Source organism: Myxosarcina sp. GI1(2024), from assembly GCF_053543375.1.
This window is the reverse complement of record NZ_JBKGTY010000002.1, coordinates 414,951-432,862: the sequence shown is the minus strand read 5'-3', so window position 1 is coordinate 432,862 and position 17,912 is coordinate 414,951. Positions and strand designations below refer to the sequence as shown.

Genomic DNA, 17,912 nt, shown 5'->3' with positions numbered 1-17,912 from the left:
AACAACGCGAGGTCTAAAGTTACCAAATTAATAAATAGCTCGAAGACAGGCAATAAGCAATAGAAAACAGCAATAATTAATTATCTCCCAGTTTCTGCTGACAAGGGTAAGTTATTTTATCCAGAAGTGAGCCAAGACTCAAAAACTTTTCGTTCCCGTTCGCTCATGTCAAAGGAAAGTAACGCGATCGCTTGAAACGATTAATAATTAGACTTATACCGTAGCTGAGGGAAGCCAATAGGCATTTTGAAACCCGAGTAAATCATGTTCGGGATTGACCCAATGTGGTTGAACCAAATCGTCTTGCTGATAGGCAAATCCTATTGAAGTGGGTTCTGTAGTAATCACATCGAGTCCGTCATCTGCGGAGCCTACTTTACCCTCAATTTCCACCCCATTATCTAATCTCATTAGTTCGTCACCTCCTTTGCCACCGCTGTCTAATTCAACTGGCGAAAATTCAGCCGTTTCTTCAGCGGCGAAGACAGAAAGAGCCGTCTGGTGTAAGTTTCCATCCCCATTCCAACGAAACTCGATGGTTTCTGGGTCAGTTCCTCGACCGACGAATAAGCCCAGGTCTTTCCCCGATTCGAATGAAGGACGTGAGGGGAAGTCGTCAGAGTCAATAATCCATCCTGCTGGTGCCAGTCGCGAACCTTCACTGCCAACACTTAGCTGTCGCGGATTGGCAATACCATCTTGAGTCACGGACAAGAGAGCTTTTGCACCTGGTTCTAGAGAGAAATCGATGCCGTCTTGGCGGTCAATTACCTGAGAATTTAAAGAGAAGCCAAACTGATTTACTTCTAATTCGTCATTAGACTCTAGGTCGACGGATGAAGTTGACACTAACTCCTCGGTGGAATCAATTTTATTTCAAAATTTGTCGCCATATCCCCCCCATTAACGCGAAGATGGTAGGGACCGTCTGAGGAATCCTGCCATAGAAAAACGCCCTCTTGCTCCCCAACTTCATACTCAGGCTTTCCTAATGTAAATGAATCTGAAGGTTCGATAATTCTAATCAGTTGGTCGGCAGGAATATTTTCAATCCTTTGCTCTTTACCGCTCGGCCATTCCACCACTAACTCCTCTACTATAGTATTTTCAGCAAGTCCAAAATGAATGCGCTGGTGATTTTGCGAACGATGGTGCATTCCACCAGACTGTTCGCGAAGCTGCGTAACTCCACCTGCCGTAACAAAAACTCGTGCTCCAATGCCGTCGCGATTAGACTTTACCCCCTCAAGATCGATTTCGAGCCAGTGATGGTCATTCCCTTGATTTTGGAACAGCTGAGCAGGACCATCATTATTAAGCAGTGGCGGTCCCTCACCGTTTGTTACCAATAGATCGAGAAAACCGTCTAAGTCGTAATCAGCACTCATCACTTCCCCTGCTACTCCCAAGGTAGAACCAGCTGCTCCACCAGCGTCTGGAACTGCTGCAAAAGTTCCGTCACCCTGATTTTCATAGAGAATATTCGGTAGGTTTCCCGCCGCTTCTGACGTAACAATGTAAATGTCTACGTCCATATCATTGTCAAAGTCTCCGGCAACAACATTCTTTGATGCGGTTGGGACGCTATTAATTTGCGCTTCTTGGCTTTTATTTATAAATCCCTGACCGGTATTAATTAATAGTTGGTCATCATTAGGTAATTTGGTATCATCAAAGCCAATAGCAGTTAACCCAGAAATAGATTCGGTAGCTCGAACGATCGCGCTAAGATTGTTCTTCTCCTCGGTTCTGGATAACAAGAGTTGCCAACGCTCTAAAGTATGATCGTAGCTAATATCTATCCCTGGAGCCGTCTCAGGTATATTAGTGGGATTGTCTGGCGATAGGGTAAATTGAAAACTAGTCGGGTTGGCACCACCACCAGCAAAATGATTCAGCTTGAAGGTTACATCCCCGGTTGTCTTGAATTGCACTCCATCCGGCTCTTCTCCTGCTGACAGCCAGGTTCTAAAACCACCCGAACTATCTCGATGTAGACCTGAAGGTCTCAAACCGTTTCGTGGTAAATAGAGGTCTGACAAGAGGTCGCCATTAAAGTCGGCAATCGCTGCATCTACAAACCCAGGAATATTAGGTAAGAGAGTAGCGGATAAGTCTTCAAAAGGAATTGAGGTAGTATCATAGATGCGCCCTGTAATGAAAAGATCTAGATTCCCATCTCTAGACAAATCTGATAGTTGAGCATAGGCACTACTGGAAACTTCCCAACCCGTAGCAGTGCCAGCATCTACAAATTTATCGTCAGTCTGTCGAAAAATTGTGGTCGGTGCCTCACCGTCAGGTCTTTCTAGTCCAGTTACTACCAGATCGAGCCGACCATCTTTATCGTAGTCATGCCAAAGAGGAGTGCGTCCGCGATTCTGAGGATAATCGACTCCCAGTTCCTCAGCTCGGTCTAACAGTTCCTGACAGCCTACACAACAGCAAGCAGCAAGATGCAGTTCGGGCGCGACGGTACTCCTCGGTCTTCTAGTTTTTTTCCGGTGTTGACATACAGTCGGTTTGAGCCAGATCCCAGTCCTTGTTTTGCTCCTACCAACTGCACCAAATCTTGGTCGCCGTCGTTGTCAAAGTCTGCCCATGCTGCTCCGTGTGTATCCCCTCCCCGTTCTTCGAATAGTATTTCAGAGGTAGCGTCGGTAAAAGTTCCATCACCTTGGTTTAAGTATAAAATGTCGCGGTCATAGTGATTAGTTAGCCAGAGATCGGGTAAAGTATCACCATTAACATCACCCCAAGCACCACCATAACTTTGACCTACATAAGAAATTCCAGTTATATCTGTGACCTCTTTAAAGCGAGCTCGATCCATATCACTAACACCTAGTATTTCAAGTAAATTGCCGTTATTAAATTTAATGCAAGCTCTTTCTACAAGTCAGTTCGAAAGAGAAGTTTAGACACTATTGTTATTTAATTTGGCTTTTATCGATCGATTTAAAAATAGATCGTAAATTTGATGAAACTGTGAGTTTTTTTATTAGCAATCGGTAATTTAAAGTCGATTTTAAAAAGTTCAATAAAGCAATTGCGCCTCTAGCTATGAGAAAAAACAGAGAACTATTATATTAATTACCACTCAAAAGCGATCGCAATTTAGCATTAAAAAAGTTTTGCCGACTCAAGAAAACTCTGGCGCAGTTACGTCCGGGCATACCTGAAATCGAACCTCCTGGATGAGTTCCCGCCCCGGTTAAGTATAAGTTTTTAATCGGTGTAGTGTAGTTGGCAATTTCTGGCAGGGGACGTAAGAAAATCATCTGATCTAAACTCATATCGAGATGATAGTAATTTCCTTTGTACGAACCTAGTCTTACTCCCAGTTCTGCAGGACTTTCCACGCGACGAGCGATAACCGCATCTTTAATATTAGGTGCGTAATCTGCCAACTTGTCAATTACTCGGTCGGCTACTCGTTCTTTTAACTCATCAGTCCAACCAGTTCCGTTTAATCCCGTTTCTTCCTTTCCTGCTATTTGGTAGGGAGCAAAAAATTCAATCCAGAGAGTATGTTTGTCTGCCGGTGCGAGAGTAGGATCTAATACAGAAGGAATATCGAGATACATTGAAGGATCGCTATCGGGAATTTGTCCCATCGCTGCTAGAGAATGAGCCCGTTCTACATGGGCGACAGAATCGGCAATCAATACGGTTCCGATTAGATATTGGTTATCTGTTCCCTCATAAGCCGTAAAGTGAGGCGGTTCGGAGAGGGCACAGTCGATTTTGAGGATCGTTTCATTATTATTTACTAACCCGCGCTCGATTTTCCGTTCTAAGTTGGCAGATATCGTACCCGGTTCGATTAACTGTAAGAATAATCGCCGCACATCCAGGTTAGAAATTATTCCTTTATTGGCTCGATGTGCCTTACCGCCAGCTATCTTAACTCCTACGGCGCGATCGCCATCGATAATTACTTCTTCAACAGTTTGTTCGGTTAAAATTTTGCCTCCCAGACTAGTTACTAACTTAACTAATGCTTGAGTTAACGCTCCCGTACCTCCTTGTGGTCTGGCTACACCGGGGTGATGGCGCATCGCCAACATCATCAAGCCAGAAGTCATCCCTTTTTGGGAAGGTGCCGCTCCGATTTCAGCCGCTAATCTAGCTAGAGGAGCTTTGACAATCTCGGTGTCGAACCACTCGTCGAGCAGGTCTTCTGGAGCAGTAATCATCGTCCGAATAAAGTTTAAGGCTTTATTTTTAGAACCAGCGATCGCCAAAACATCGGCTAAGTTCTGGGGACGATAATTTTTAGCAATATCGATAATTGATTGTGGTGACGCATTAAAAAAAGGCGAGACTGCACTCAATAAACGCGACCAGTAACCGACAAACTCTACATATTTATCAGCATCTTGCTGACTGTAGCGAGCGATATTGACGGCAGTTTTAGTTAGAGATTGGTGTCCTAAAAAATATCTACCGTCGGGATGAGGACAAAAAGTATGAGGATCGCAAGTAAGGTACTTTAAGCCATATTTATGCAACTCTAGCTCTTCTATAATCGGTCCGAGAAAGATAAATTCATGATCGATGGCACAGAGATTGAATTTAAACCTGGGTGCTTTATCCGGCATGGCTTCTTCTGTAGTAGCCGCACCTCCAGGAACAGGACGCTTTTCTAGTAGTAAGACACTATATCCAGCTTTGAGCAAATATGCGGCGCAGACTAGACCATTGTGTCCCGCTCCGATAACGATCGCATCATAGGTTTCCATCTCAGTTTTAATTCCTCGGTTTGCTTGGTAAAAAAATACAGTCTATATTGTACTGTCGTTAAAAACTAGCCAAATCGATTGACAGTCAGAAATTATTAAGTCGTCTTACAGTGGAGTAATTCGTGACTCCCGCGCTCGAAAAACTCGCTCGAAAGTATTGAAGAGTATTGACAAAATTATCCACTCAATGGATCTTTTATCGCAGTTTTCTTTTGCTATACTGAACTGATGCTTGCAATCTAAAAAAATTTATCCTATGAGTTTTGTCGTTAGAGTAATCGAGCCTAAAGGTATTTTAGACGGCACCAAAACCACTGAATTTGACTATCAACTCAATAAAATTATTGAAAGTGGAGTACAAATCGTCTTGGTAGATTTCAAAGACGTTACTTTCATGGATAGTTCGGGATTGGGAGCTTTGGTTAAAGCTTTAAAAACGGTAGAAGCTGCTAATGTAAAGCTTTTTTTGTGTTCGATTAACGAGCAAATTAAAATACTGTTTGAATTAACCAGTGTCGATCGCTATTTCAAAATTTACAGCGATCGAGAAGAATTTAAACAACAACTTCAACAACAGCGAGGGGAACTCGATCGCTCGATTAATTGACCCCTAGACTGCGATCTGGCTCGATCTGAAGCAACAAGCTCTAACCTATAGTAGTAAATTAAATTTAGTCTAAGCCGTAATTTTTAGCTGAAAAAATCAATTTGCAAAATAGACAAATCGTCTTCAAAGCGATAATTGGGATGCCAAAGTTTGACGTGTTTGAGTAGCTCCTGCAAATTACGATGCGGCATGTATTGATATTTTCTCAACAGCCTGACCAGCATATTGATTCCTTGATACGAATTCTCTATAGTTGGTTCTACTTCATAAACTCCATCACTAAAGAGATAAAGGCTAGAATCCGGAGCTATTCTACAGATAGAATTTACGTACTTCACATCTGAAAACATGCCAATTGGCACCCCCGGCGTTTTCAGCCGTTTTTCCTCTAAGTCATAATTTCCCTTGGGAGTCAGCAAAATCGCCGGAGGATGACCCGCACTCGAATAAAACAGCGTTTTGTGTCGTCGATTGTAAACACCGTACCAAATAGTAAAATATCGATCGTTGCGAGCGCTCATTTGAAAAGTGCGATTCAAACCATCTAAAACCGTACTCGGTTGATAATAGTCGACATTGCTTAAATTGCGCGATCGCAGTAAGTTGATTACTGACAGAGAAGGCAGAAAAGCACGCAAACCATGTCCCGAAACATCTAATAAATAAAAAACTAAATTATTTTCATCCAGCCAAAAATAATCAAAACTGTCGCCTCCTAACTGTCGCGACGGAATAAAACACACATCGATCTTGAGCGAAGGATGAATTAAGGGTTCGGGTAACATCGTACTGACATACTCTGCTGCTTCTGCCAACTCTGCTTCGAGTAGCTGTTTTTGCCGGATGAGATCGCGATTGAGTTGATGGAGGCGCAATCCAGCTCTTACCCTAGCTTTAAGCTCGCTCATTTCAATTGGTTTGCACAAAAAATCATCCGCTCCTGTATCCAAACCTTTAACTCTGTCGGCGACCGAATCTAGTGAAGTCAACAAAATAAAAAAAGTCGTCGCTAGTTCGGGATCGGATTTGAGCTGACGGCATACTTCCAAACCATTTTTGCGAGGCATAATCCAATCGCAAATTACTAAAGCCGGACAAATCGCACTAGCTTTAATTATTCCTTCTTCGCCGTCGCTAGCTAGAGTAATGTCGTAACCTTGGGCGCGGAGAGTTCTCTCTAGTAATAATTGAGTCGCACAATCGTCGTCAATAATTAAAATTTGAGCCATAGTAAACTAAGATTATACATTTCCCACGACCGCTCGCTAAAGCCGACAAGTTTTACCACCTCACTGGTATGGAATTTAAGTAGGCAGTTTTTCGCTCTCATATCGAAGCCGCAAATATTTATTAGACTAACAATTCTACGATCGGCGACTATAGATCGTATTAAGCGTTAATATTAAATAGTTTTGTTTAGTCTGATATGGGTTTTATCATAGCTAAAAGCAATTCCCGTCTTCTGAAACGTTCAGCACCATGTTTCTCGTACTCGCAAAATATTCATTATATTCATTATATTTATTAGATAATACATTGCTTCAATTTAATTCAACTCTACCGAAAACACCTCTTTTAAGAAAGCTTACTGCTAATGTCAACCTCAACGGGTATTAGCGACCAGCGAGACTATTTTAATGCTATGTATGAAACAAAATTTATTACTAGCGATCGCGATATTTCTTACTAAATAAATTAGAGAAATTTAGAGCGGCAATTGAGGTCAACCTTTCAATTGCAAGGATTTTGGCAAGAAACACGAGTTGTTCGACCAACTGTTGCAGTTCAGCTTGTCTAGCTAAGATAATCGATAGTCCAAATTATTCTGGGATCGATCGAAGACAAAATCGAACCAAGAAAATCGTCAGAGTAAAAAGATCGAGATGAATTATTCTCACCTTCGCCGTCTTCGGGTCAGTTGTCAATGGCTAGCTCAAAACTTAGAAAACCCTCAGGTAGTTATCTGTGACTGTCGTTTTCAATTAAGCGATCCTGAGTGGGGATATCGTCAATATTGCTGCAGTCACATTAAAGGTGCTTACTATTTAGACTTAGATCGCGATTTATCTAGTCCAGTAGGAGTCCACGGCGGACGACATCCCTTGCCAGATGTCAACCAGTTGAGCCAAAAATTTACCGCTATGGGAATAGTTCGCGATCGCACTTTAGTGGTAGTATATGACGATTCTCGGCTAGCTTTTGCAGCCCGCTTGTGGTGGTTACTTAATTTTCTCGGTCATCAGTCTGTAGCGGTACTCGATGGTGGCTGGCCAGCGTGGCAAGCAGGAGGTTATGAGATAGAATCAGCCACACCAGAACCGGGTCAAGGTTCTTTTTCTCCTGAAATACAACCAGATAAAGTCGTCAATCGAGAAGAGGTCAAAATCCGTAAAGATCTGCCTTCAACTTTATTAATCGATTCACGCGCTCGCGAACGCTATCTGGGAATTAGAGAACCAATCGACCTAGTTGCAGGAAGCATTCCGGGGGCGATTAATGCTCCCTGGAAACAGGTTACCGACGATAAAGGTTACTTACAACCGATTGAGGCACAGCGGCAATTATGGTCTAACTGTGACTCAGCAGAAGAAATTATAGTTTATTGTGGCTCGGGAGTAACGGCTTGTGTTAACTTATTGTCTTTAGAATTAGCGGGAATCGAAGGCGCTAAACTCTACCTTGGAGGCTGGAGTGACTGGTGTTCTCACTTAATTCGAGACTGATAATTTTTTTGATGCATTTTTGGTAACTTAGTGCATAATGAATTAAGTACACTATCAATAGCGTGCGATCGCAAATATATTGCTGTCAAACTCTATATATAGTAGCTAGTTCGTTTATTCTATATAGAGATTCTATTGGTCATGAACTCGTCTGCTGTCGAACAAACAGAAACAACTAAAAATTTGCTCCTAAATCAATTAAAAAAAAGTCAAAGACCAATGAGTTTGCAACAACTAGAAAGCGATTTGGCTAAAACTAGAAGTTTGTCTCATCGTACTCTCAAAGAAGCTGCCTGGAAACTTGTAGAAGAAGGAAAAGTTAAGTTTAATTCTACTTGGGATCTCGAAATTCTTTAGGCATTATGCTCTGAGGAAGTAGTAAGTATTTCTTCCTCAAAGCCTCTACTGGCTCCACTCTTTTTGCTCGGATATTCCTCGACTGATCGCTAGTAAAAGAAGATCTGATTTGTCTGCCTTAATGCTAACCAGGTAAGTAATAATGAATAATGTCTTTTACGTTTTATTACGGGAGACATTTTAGTTAAGATTGAAATTTATTTATGGCTTCCTCCTATTTAGCAGAGGTAAACAGCGATCGCAAACAACGAGAAAACGACTGGAAATTATTTTTAAGGTTAGTTCCCTATACTCGTAAAAATCGTGGGATACTGTTAATTTGTTTGACCTTATTAGTTCCCTTGGCTGTAGCGGGTTCGATTCAGCCTTTAATTATCGGACAGGCAATATCTCTCCTTAAAAATGAACCTACTTGGTCTTTTTTAAACGATTTTTCGGTTGACAGAGGAATAAATATCCTAGCAGGTATTCTGCTACTAACCGTAATTCTACGCCTGATCTTTTCTTCGATTCAAGGCTATTTAGTGCAAAAAATCGGACAAGAAATAACCGCCGCGGTCCGCAAAGATTTGTTTACTCACGTTACTTCTCTAGGTGCTAGTTTTTTCGATCGCACCCCAGTCGGAAAATTAATCACTCGTATCACCAGCGACGTAGAAGCATTAGGAGACGTTTTTGCCAGTGGCGCGATCGGCATTATCAGCGATTCAATATCAATTGTCGCAATTATAGTTACAATTTATTTTATTGACTGGAAATTAGCCACCATGCTGGTGTTGATGCTAATTCCCGTCACGGGCTTAATTATTTATTTTCAACGGCAGTATCGTAAAGCCAATTATCGAGCTAGAGAAGAGCTTTCGAGGCTCAACTCGATGTTGCAAGAAAACATTGCCGGGATTAATATAGTTCAGCTTTTTCGTCGCGCTAGATACAACAGCGAGATGTACCGCACGGTTAACGAGCGCTACCGCCAACAGGTAGATAAAACTATTTTTCACGACTCGGCAGTATCGGCAACTTTAGAATGGATTTCCCTAGTGGCGATCGCAGGTGTCTTGTGGTTGGGCGGTTTCCTGGTACTGCAAGAAAATCTCACCTTTGGAACTCTATCGGCATTTATCTTATACGCTCAAAGATTATTCAATCCCTTGCGGCAGTTTGCCGACAAATTTACCATGTTCCAAGCAGGATTTACGGCGATCGAGCGGATTGACGATCTGATGAGCGAACCGATAGAGATTAGAGATAGAGTAGCGTATAAAGAAGGTCACGGTGCGAAGGGACTAATCAACCCCGACGTATCCCATAAAGGAGAAATTCGCTTTGAAAATGTCTGGTTTGGCTATAAAGAAGACGAATACGTCCTAAAAAATCTCAATTTCACCATTAATCCAGGTGAAAAAGTTGCTTTAGTAGGACCTACGGGAGCGGGCAAAAGTTCGATTATTCGCTTGCTCTGTCGTTTATACGAACCCGATCGAGGCAGAATTTTAGTCGATGGCATCGACATCCGCGATATAGCTCAAGCGGATCTGCGTCGCTACATCGGCGTAATTTTACAGGAAAGCTTTTTGTTTGCTGGGGATATTAAACGTAATATTACTTTGGGAGACGATTATTCTTTAGAGGAAATTCGTCGTGCTGCCAAACTAGTCAATATCGATCGCTTTATCGAACAATTACCTCAAGGTTACGATACGGTGTTGCGCGAAAGAGGAACCAACTTATCGGGAGGACAAAAACAACTCCTGGCTTTTGCTCGCGTCGCCATCCGCAACCCGGACGTTTTAGTTTTAGACGAAGCTACTTCTAGTCTGGACGTGGCAACTGAAGCAATGATTCAAGAAGCTTTAGAACATCTACTGATCGAGCGCACGGCAATTATTATCGCTCACCGCCTCTCAACTATTCGCAATGTGGATAAAATTTTCGTACTCAAACGTGGTGAGTTAATCGAGTCTGGCAGTCACGAAGAACTATTGGCGACAGATGGACTTTATGCCAGCCTCTATAAATTACAGATGTTGGGAACTTAAGATTAACCAGAGAGACTGCAAACTAGCTGATTAAAAAAGATGATGTCCCCCTGGTTGATAGAAACTGAGTCTTCCCGCTCCCAGATATAAACTATTAGCTCGCTTTCCCATCGGAAACACGGTTACGCCGAACAAATAAACTCCGCCAAAATCAGGGTTTCGTCTGGGCTTTAACCCGATGGTCACCGTATTTCCTGGAGGAACGGGTTTGTTTAAAGTTATGGTAATTGCTTGGGTTTCTTCGTTCTGAGTGGCAGAGATTGCCAATTGTTCGATCTTATTATCGTGAGTGCCCAGAAATGCTTTGGTTCGATCTATACGAAATTTAATTTCTTCTGCTCCCTGCCGCTGTTGGATGACAATTTTTTTTAAAGGTTCGCCGATATCTTCTGGTAACTCGATATCAAAATAATAGACTGCCTGTCTAACTCTGATGCCATTAAAAGTAGTATAAGCATCGAGCAAGCGGGGTGACTGTTCGAAGGAAACCGTGCCATCGGGAGAACGAACTGCAACCGCATCGGGGATAGCGATCGCTTCTAGGGTTAACATTGAAGACAGTAGACCGAGTAAAAAAAATTTTTTCATAAACGGAATATTTATGTTGTCTTTATTTTTATCCTAACCACCAATAGAAAATTCGACCTCAATTGCACACTTTAAAGATTCTTGCTGGAGTTTTCTTTTAAAAAGATAAAGTAAACTATGCCGAGCGCAAATAAACAGGTTCACTTTTGTACCGATAATGGTTAAGATTTGAGGACGATTACATACATTATTAATTGGGAGTAACAGCCAATGACTAATACGCAGACACGTAAAGCCGAACACTTGCGTATTTGTCTGGAGGAAGACGTACAGTTTTGTCAACTAACTAATGGGTTAAATTCCTATCGCTTTACTCATTGTTGTTTGCCAGAGTTAAACCTCAGCGAAGTAGATTTGTCCACTACTTTCTTGGGTAAAAAGTTGGGCGCACCTTTGTTAATTTCCTCAATGACGGGGGGAACTCAAGAAGCAAAAACAATTAACTGTCGTCTGGCTGAGGTGGCGCAAAACTATCGTTTGGCAATGGGAGTGGGTTCCCAAAGAATTGCCGTGGAAAATCCCAATGTCGCTCATACTTTTGCCATGCGATCGCTCGCTCCCGATGCAGTTTTATTTGCTAATCTCGGTGCGGTACAGCTCAACTATACCTACGGTACGGAGCAGTGTTTGCGAGTGGTAGATATTTTAGAAGCCGATGCCTTGATTCTCCATCTCAATCCTTTACAAGAGTGCATTCAACCCAAGGGCGACACCAATTTTAAAGGTTTGCTCGATAAGATTCATCTTTTGTGTCAGAAGCTGGAAGTTCCCGTAATTGTCAAAGAAGTGGGCAATGGTATTTCAGCAGCAATGGCAAACAAGCTTATTGAAGCCGGAGTGCAGGCGATCGATGTCGCCGGTGCGGGTGGTACTTCTTGGGCGAAAGTCGAAAGCGAAAGAGCGGAAAATAACTTACAACGCCGACTCGGTAAAACTTTCGCCGATTGGGGAATTCCCACTGCTGACTGTATTGTCAGTATTCGCCAACACTATCCCCAGATTCCTTTAATTGCTTCTGGTGGTTTGCGCGATGGGATGGAAGTAGCTAAAGCGATCGCTCTAGGAGCAGATTTGGCAGGGATGGCTTTTCCTTTTTTACAGACAGCTTCAGAATCTCCTCAAGCTCTAGACGAACTAGTACAGTTATTAATTGCTGAGATCGAGACGGTTTTATTCTGTACCGGTAATGCTAATTTATCGGATTTACAGCATTCTGGAATGCTTAAAAAAATTGCCTAGCAGCTAGGCGATCGCAGCTGCTTTAAGATATCTGAACCTTATTCTCTGGCGACTGCTATATAATCCTCGGTAGGATAAAGTTCCCAACTAGATCGATTTAAAAGTTGTAAAACTCGTTGATGATACTTTAACAGGCTAGAACGATGACCGACGCTGACAATGGTAGTATTTGCTTGCTGCAACAACTGATATAGTCTTTTTTCATTGTCTACATCTAAGGCTGAGGTGGATTCATCTAAAATGGCAAATTTAGGCTGAGTTAATAGCAACCTGGCAAAAGCCAACCGCTGTTGCTCTCCTAAAGATAAAACATCTCCCCAGCTTAATTCCACATCCAAGCCACCTACCTTTTCGGGTAGATTCGCCAGATTTACTAATTCCAAAACCCGGTAAAATTCTTCGTCGGGAAGTTTGCTGTCGGTATGGGGATAGAGCAACTGCTGTCGTAGGGTACCCAAAATCATGTATGGTTTTTGAGGTAAAAACAGCATCGAGTCCGAACTCGGTCTGGTAATCTCTCCCGAACCTTGATTCCACAGTCCGGCGATCGCTCTAAGTAGGGAACTTTTACCACAACCGCTAGGACCGACAATTGCCATACTTTGACCGGGGGAAACTGCTACTGAGAGATCTTCTACCAGGGTTCTCTGACGGTCGGGAGTTAACAAAGTAACGTCTTCTAATGCCAAATGGGAATCTAGTGACGTATCGATAGTTGTCTCTTCGGACTCTAAATGTCTTGCGGTGCTTAAATCGGTTAGGGTTTCGTCAAAAGCAGCCAGACGATTGATTCCTGCAGCAAAAGCAGTCAGGCTCTCAAACTGCTGAATGATAATGGCTAAAGCTCCAAAAACCTGTAGAAAAGCGACAGAAGCTTGACTAATCGCGCCAAAATCTATATTACCTGCTAAAAAAATTGGTCCTACGACTAAATAAGGCAGCATCCTGACAAAATAACTGTGTCCTGTAGTAAAGAAGTCGAGATTACGTTGCCAACCAATTAAAACGTGAAAATTTCTTAACACCCGACTAAATCTCTGTCCGACGCTGACTAACTCCTGTTCTTCTCCCCCATAAAAAGCGATCGACTCGGCATTGTTACGCAAATGTACTAAACCGTAGCGAAAGTCAGCTTCTCGCTGTAGTTGATTGTAGTTGAGTCCGATCAATCTTTTACCCAGCAGTATGGTTACTAACGTACCGAATAAAGAATAAGCAATTAACACTAAGGTTAAAACCTGAGAAATCGTCCACAGCACCCCGATGAATGCTACTAGGTCAATTAGTGAATTTAAAATTACCAGCAGAAAACTCAAGCTGCTACCAGTAAAGGATTTGATATCTTCGGCAATACGCTGGTCGGGGTTGTCAATTTGCTTGAGATCGTTAATTCGATAGTAAGCTCGATTTTGCAAGTATCGCTGCAAAAAATTATTCGTGAGCCACTCTCGCCAATAAACTCCCAGTAGTTTAGTGCAGTATTGAAAAATTACTACGATCGGCGTGCCAATAATAAAAACTGCGGCAAATACCCCCAAAAATAGCCAAAAGGTAGACACCTCTCGCTCTACCAATGAGGTTTCAATGAACCTTACCACATAGGATAGAACGACATTCAAACCGCTAACCGAGATCGACAACAAAAGCAGCACCGCAAGTAAACCCCATTGGGAAAATCGCGATCGCAACTGGGAAAATTGCCAGGCAAAGGTAGCCATGGGAATTATTAAGGCACAAGCTAAAGCGATTAAATAAGTAGGAGAGGCGATCGCCCGATCTTTCATGGCGACCAAACCAGAAGCAACTAGTTGGGTAAACTCTGGAGCGATTAACTGCCCCAACCAAACCGTTCCCGCCACGGCTACAAATAAAATAGCAAACAAAAATACTAGCAGCATTGCTAGCATAAATAAGAACAGACCTGCTTTTCCTTTACTCGGATACCAATATGGCAGAGCAACTTCGATAAAACGTCGCCAGAGACGGCGGTCAACTCGGTTAATTGGAGGTGTGGTCGATACCATAAATTTATAAATTTAACTATTGACTAAACAAAAACTACAATTGTCGATCCGGTCGAGGCATAGGTTCTAGACTAATATGTCATCTTTGCAAACAAAGATATGTTAAAGATATAGCTTAAGTTTTTTAAGGTTGCCAACTTAATCTCTAGTTGTAGATAATAAATTTCGGGCGTGAATAGGTGAATCTCAACCAAATGTCCAAAGGAAAAGAAAGACGACAGTTGGAGACGGCTTGCTTAGGGGTACTTCTTGCCTACTAGTCGGTCCTTCCGGCACCGGTAAAACTTCCATAGCAACTCTATTTGCCCACAATTTTGCCCGTCAGGGTGGAAAAGTTGCCATTTTTCTTTTCTACGAGCTGGCTAGCTAGCACTTTTGTCACTCGCTCTCAAGGCTTAGGGATGGATATCGAGCAATTGGTGCAGCGCAATCTGATAAGCATTGATGAAATGAGCTTAGGTAACATTAGCTCTGGGAAATTTGCCGATCTGGTGCGAAGGCAGGTTTTAGAATGGGGAGCTGGCATAGTGACGATCGATACCTCAGCTCCATGCCCAGTTCTAAAAAGCTATTGGCTCAGATGTATAACTTGCTCAACTATTTAAGTCGTCAGAACGTACTGTCATTTTTAGTGGTAGCTCAACATGGAGTCATCGGTTCCAATCTTGAAGTACCCGTAGATATTAGCTATTTGGCGGATATGGTGCTGCTGCTGCGACATTTTGAAGCAGAGGGAGAGCTCAAACAAGCTATCAATGTCTATAAAAAACGCTACGGCGATCACGAAAGGCGTATTCGCCAGCTTTGCTTCCGACCTGGCAAAATTGAGATTGGAGAGCCTCTCAATCAGTTCTCTGGCATTTTAACTGGAACGCCAAGCTATAACGGTAAGGTTCAAAATTTGCTCAATGCTGATGAATAGTAACTCTATTGCTAATTCCCGTTCTAACGTTAACGAACACGTCGTAGTATTTGCTCGCGTCGGACAAAACCTCACCGTATTGCGGCAGACTCTCGAATAATTAATAATTGGCGGTTTGACATCACTGATAATGGTGCTGGCATTTCTCCAGAAGATCGGCAAAAGATATTTACCCTATTCGAACGAACGGGCAAGCTCCCAGCAGAAGGCAGTGGTATTGGTCTGGCACTTTGTCGTCGCATTGTAGAACTGCATTAGGGATTTATTGGAGTTCGCTCGCAACCAAACTAGGGCAGTACCTTTTATTTTGAGCTCCCAGCAGATACTACATAGCAAACTGATAAGTTTTAATAACCATAGCAATGTTATTTACGATTCTTTGGTGTTTGCTCGTCGCCGCGATCGCCAGGACGATTGAATAGCTGTCCCAGAGGATGAAAGCGAAATCCCGGTATCCTATAGTTTTGAGGCAAATAATCTTCTGGTATCGTACTCTGATTGCCATCCCGGATCGCAGAGTATTGAGGAGACAGAATTTCGATACCAGCTTCGTTACACTTGTCCTGAATATTTTGGTGCAGTTGGGAATAAGTTTTAGACATCATCGATGGTCGATCGGTATAGGCATTTAGCTCATAACTTACGGCAAAATCACCCAGGCTAGTTTGTAGGACAAAGGGGGCAGGCTCTTTAAGAATCGATGGACAAAGACAAGCAGCTTGAATTAGGATTTGGTGAACTTTACGCCAGGGTACATCGTAACCAAGAGTAATGGTCGTATGAAGGATTAAATGCTGATTGACATCTCGAAAGCTAGTGGTGAAATTCTCGATATTACTAACTAGTAGGTTGGCGTTGGGAATGGTAATTATCTTATTTTTTGAGGTGCGAATTCGGGTCGAAAGAATAGTTTTTTCCAGAATATCGCCTTTAACATTATCTATTTGAACAAAATCTCCTACCCGAAAGGCACGAGTATAAATAATGACAACACCTCCTACTAAGTTAGCGATCGCACTAGCACCTCCTAAAGTAAATAGCGCACCGATAAAAATAGAGATTCCTTGAAATGCAGGAGATTGAGCACCAGGTAATAAGGGAAAGATCACAGTAAAAGCTAAAGCGGCAATTAAGAAGATCGCCAGTTTTTCTGTAGGTTTAGCCCATTCTCGATCGAATTTGGGTAAAGTAAGGGTTTGTCTGTCTATAGCACTAAAGAACAGCTGACAGAAGCGAATAATGTAGTAGGCAACAATAATCGTCAAAATAATGGTAAATAAGTTAGGCAAATAAGCGATCGCAGCTTTGCCTGCGGTTCTCATACCGCTTTCTAGATAGTTGAAAATACCTCTTCCCACTCCTCGCGTTTGGGGAAAATAACGGGTAAGCGAAGAAAGATAAATAAAGAGAATGACAACTACAATGACTCGATAGATGAGCTTAATCAAACCCTTTAATAAATTAGCTTCTTGCTCTACAGATAATAATTGCAAACTCTGAATTCTCAGAGGACGTAATAAAGTCGAACGCCAAGTGTCAATCTGTCGATTAACTCTGGTCAAAATTTTACCAAGCAGAATTAAAAGAACGATAGCGACTATTAATTCGACTACTGCTGACAAAGCCGGCAATAAAGAATTTTGCCAATTGTTTCGTTCGCGATATCGAGCGATTGCCTCTCTTACTTTTTGAAGATATTCCTCAGCAAGTTCATTTAATGGGAGATTAGCTGCTCTAGCATCAGCTTCTAGCAAAGTAACTATTGGTTCCTCTCGGGCAGTAATTACCCTTAATCCTTCAAGTTCGACAATTTTGAGAGAATCAATGGGAATAGCCGAATTTTTGGCAACCTCTTGGACTTTTTGGGCAGTTTGTCTCGCTCTAGCCTCGGCAGGAAAACCTTCAATCTCAGAACTATAGTTAAATAGAATTTCTCCATCTAAAACAACCGGAACCTCTTCCTTATTATTTACAGCAGAGGACTGCCGTTCTGGAATTTCCGGAGCGATTATTCGATCGCTTTGAGAGCCAGCTTGAGCTACTACAATTTCCAAAGTATTTTCAAGTTTGCTCGACCAATACTCAATAATTACCCTTTGAGAAGCTACCGATGGGGTTCTAATAATAATTAAAAATGTTATTAACCACAATAAGCTCAAAACTTGCCAATACTTTTTCATAGTCATTCAGCTATCATGGGTTAGCTGCTTTTGTTTTTCAGTTCTATGTAAGTTTCGCTAAACAAGAGATTATAAGTAGTTTAAATTGCTCGGAAGAATTTAAAAATTATTCAGTTTTATCTAGACCAACTCTACTATCTTTGTTTTGAGCGTCACTCGCTCCCAAATTTATGACAAGCTTACAACTACTCTAATCAAAAAATTTACATTAGTTTTACTAATAAAATTAAAATGTTTATAAAAATGTTATTTTGTCCTTAATTTGCTTTTATTTCTCGAACGGTATAAATAGGGTAAAGGGGAAGAGGAAAAGGTAGATTTGTAAATTTTTCGTTCTCACAATTGCTCGATTTCTTCAAATTGTCTCTGAAAAATCTTTGGTCGAACAGATGTTCATTTAAGGAGTAAAAACATCCTGACTGCAGCGCGCAGAGGACTAATGGGTCTTAGACATTTAACCCTAATTGCCAAGTCAAGTCATATTATCT

Annotated in this window: 15 protein-coding genes; 7 read left to right on the top strand and 8 right to left on the bottom strand. The window is 41.9% G+C overall.

The genetic code is table 11. From position 1 onward, the window contains the following. Positions 1 to 213: 213 nt before the first annotated feature. The 4 genes from ACLFKQ_RS11070 to ACLFKQ_RS11055 all read right to left on the bottom strand — a co-directional run bounded on the left by ACLFKQ_RS11070 (position 214) and on the right by ACLFKQ_RS11055 (position 4,745). Positions 214 to 849, bottom strand: coding sequence for a hypothetical protein (locus ACLFKQ_RS11070; RefSeq protein ID WP_448999873.1), 636 nt, complete (start codon positions 847 to 849; stop codon positions 214 to 216). Beyond that, positions 849 to 2,402, bottom strand: a complete 1,554-nt coding sequence (locus tag ACLFKQ_RS11065; protein ID WP_449000338.1) for a CRTAC1 family protein — start codon at positions 2,400 to 2,402, stop codon at positions 849 to 851. The genes ACLFKQ_RS11070 and ACLFKQ_RS11065 overlap by 1 nt, the downstream gene beginning before the upstream one ends. A gap of 32 nt (positions 2,403 to 2,434) precedes the next feature. Continuing rightward, complete coding sequence (locus ACLFKQ_RS11060) at positions 2,435 to 2,833, bottom strand: FG-GAP repeat domain-containing protein (RefSeq protein ID WP_448999872.1); 399 nt, start codon at positions 2,831 to 2,833, stop codon at positions 2,435 to 2,437. A 256-nt stretch (positions 2,834 to 3,089) separates the two neighbouring features. Continuing rightward, positions 3,090 to 4,745 carry a phytoene desaturase family protein gene (locus ACLFKQ_RS11055; RefSeq protein ID WP_448999871.1) on the bottom strand — a complete coding sequence of 552 codons (1,656 nt, stop codon included), beginning with the start codon at positions 4,743 to 4,745 and terminating at the stop codon, positions 3,090 to 3,092. A gap of 256 nt (positions 4,746 to 5,001) precedes the next feature. On the opposite strand from ACLFKQ_RS11055, the gene ACLFKQ_RS11050 reads away from it, so the two are divergent. Then, positions 5,002 to 5,352 carry an STAS domain-containing protein gene (locus ACLFKQ_RS11050; RefSeq protein WP_448999870.1) on the top strand — a complete coding sequence of 117 codons (351 nt, stop codon included), beginning with the start codon at positions 5,002 to 5,004 and terminating at the stop codon, positions 5,350 to 5,352. Positions 5,353 to 5,435: 83 nt separating this feature from the next. Here the strand turns inward: ACLFKQ_RS11050 and ACLFKQ_RS11045 are convergent, their stop codons facing one another. Next, complete coding sequence (locus tag ACLFKQ_RS11045; protein ID WP_448999869.1) at positions 5,436 to 6,581, bottom strand: PP2C family protein-serine/threonine phosphatase; 1,146 nt, start codon at positions 6,579 to 6,581, stop codon at positions 5,436 to 5,438. 654 nt (positions 6,582 to 7,235) lie between these two features. On the opposite strand from ACLFKQ_RS11045, the gene ACLFKQ_RS11040 reads away from it, so the two are divergent. The 3 genes from ACLFKQ_RS11040 to ACLFKQ_RS11030 all read left to right on the top strand — a co-directional run bounded on the left by ACLFKQ_RS11040 (position 7,236) and on the right by ACLFKQ_RS11030 (position 10,471). Next, entirely contained in the window at positions 7,236 to 8,075 is an 840-nt protein-coding gene (locus ACLFKQ_RS11040; protein WP_448999868.1) for a sulfurtransferase, read from the top strand. 141 nt (positions 8,076 to 8,216) lie between these two features. Beyond that, the gene (locus ACLFKQ_RS11035) at positions 8,217 to 8,432 is read left to right on the top strand and encodes a hypothetical protein (RefSeq protein WP_448999867.1); all 216 of its coding nucleotides are present in this window, start codon (positions 8,217 to 8,219) and stop codon (positions 8,430 to 8,432) included. A 203-nt stretch (positions 8,433 to 8,635) separates the two neighbouring features. Then, complete coding sequence (locus tag ACLFKQ_RS11030) at positions 8,636 to 10,471, top strand: ABC transporter ATP-binding protein (protein ID WP_448999866.1); 1,836 nt, start codon at positions 8,636 to 8,638, stop codon at positions 10,469 to 10,471. Between the two features lie 30 nt (positions 10,472 to 10,501). On the opposite strand, the gene ACLFKQ_RS11025 is transcribed toward ACLFKQ_RS11030, so the two are convergent. Next, positions 10,502 to 11,059 (bottom strand): DUF2808 domain-containing protein, encoded by a 558-nt coding sequence (locus ACLFKQ_RS11025; protein ID WP_448999865.1) that lies wholly within the window; start codon positions 11,057 to 11,059, stop codon positions 10,502 to 10,504. 210 nt (positions 11,060 to 11,269) lie between these two features. On the opposite strand from ACLFKQ_RS11025, the gene fni reads away from it, so the two are divergent. Continuing rightward, entirely contained in the window at positions 11,270 to 12,298 is a 1,029-nt protein-coding gene (gene fni, locus ACLFKQ_RS11020; protein WP_448999864.1) for a type 2 isopentenyl-diphosphate Delta-isomerase, read from the top strand. A 38-nt stretch (positions 12,299 to 12,336) separates the two neighbouring features. Here fni and ACLFKQ_RS11015 read toward each other — a convergent pair whose 3' ends face one another. Further along, complete coding sequence (locus tag ACLFKQ_RS11015) at positions 12,337 to 14,322, bottom strand: ABC transporter ATP-binding protein/permease (RefSeq protein WP_448999863.1); 1,986 nt, start codon at positions 14,320 to 14,322, stop codon at positions 12,337 to 12,339. Between the two features lie 550 nt (positions 14,323 to 14,872). Here ACLFKQ_RS11015 and ACLFKQ_RS11010 point away from each other — a divergent pair. Further along, a complete protein-coding gene (locus ACLFKQ_RS11010) occupies positions 14,873 to 15,244 on the top strand; it encodes a hypothetical protein (protein ID WP_448999862.1) in 372 nt (123 codons plus the stop codon). Between the two features lie 78 nt (positions 15,245 to 15,322). Next, the gene (locus ACLFKQ_RS11005; protein WP_449000337.1) at positions 15,323 to 15,502 is read left to right on the top strand and encodes an ATP-binding protein; all 180 of its coding nucleotides are present in this window, start codon (positions 15,323 to 15,325) and stop codon (positions 15,500 to 15,502) included. 107 nt (positions 15,503 to 15,609) lie between these two features. Here the strand turns inward: ACLFKQ_RS11005 and ACLFKQ_RS11000 are convergent, their stop codons facing one another. Then, entirely contained in the window at positions 15,610 to 17,424 is a 1,815-nt protein-coding gene (locus ACLFKQ_RS11000; protein WP_448999861.1) for a mechanosensitive ion channel family protein, read from the bottom strand. Between the last annotated feature and the right edge of the window lie 488 nt (positions 17,425 to 17,912).

Coding starts and splice junctions, on each gene's coding strand:
- ACLFKQ_RS11015 (WP_448999863.1), bottom strand. CDS start 14,322: ATGGTATCGACCACACCTCCAATTAACCGAGTTGACCGCCGTCTCTGG.
- ACLFKQ_RS11055 (WP_448999871.1), bottom strand. CDS start 4,745: ATGGAAACCTATGATGCGATCGTTATCGGAGCGGGACACAATGGTCTA.
- ACLFKQ_RS11030 (WP_448999866.1), top strand. CDS start 8,636: ATGGCTTCCTCCTATTTAGCAGAGGTAAACAGCGATCGCAAACAACGA.
- ACLFKQ_RS11040 (WP_448999868.1), top strand. CDS start 7,236: ATGAATTATTCTCACCTTCGCCGTCTTCGGGTCAGTTGTCAATGGCTA.
- ACLFKQ_RS11050 (WP_448999870.1), top strand. CDS start 5,002: ATGAGTTTTGTCGTTAGAGTAATCGAGCCTAAAGGTATTTTAGACGGC.
- ACLFKQ_RS11000 (WP_448999861.1), bottom strand. CDS start 17,424: ATGAAAAAGTATTGGCAAGTTTTGAGCTTATTGTGGTTAATAACATTT.
- ACLFKQ_RS11025 (WP_448999865.1), bottom strand. CDS start 11,059: ATGAAAAAATTTTTTTTACTCGGTCTACTGTCTTCAATGTTAACCCTA.
- ACLFKQ_RS11045 (WP_448999869.1), bottom strand. CDS start 6,581: ATGGCTCAAATTTTAATTATTGACGACGATTGTGCGACTCAATTATTA.
- ACLFKQ_RS11035 (WP_448999867.1), top strand. CDS start 8,217: ATGAACTCGTCTGCTGTCGAACAAACAGAAACAACTAAAAATTTGCTC.
- ACLFKQ_RS11060 (WP_448999872.1), bottom strand. CDS start 2,833: ATGGATCGAGCTCGCTTTAAAGAGGTCACAGATATAACTGGAATTTCT.
- fni (WP_448999864.1), top strand. CDS start 11,270: ATGACTAATACGCAGACACGTAAAGCCGAACACTTGCGTATTTGTCTG.
- ACLFKQ_RS11010 (WP_448999862.1), top strand. CDS start 14,873: ATGCCCAGTTCTAAAAAGCTATTGGCTCAGATGTATAACTTGCTCAAC.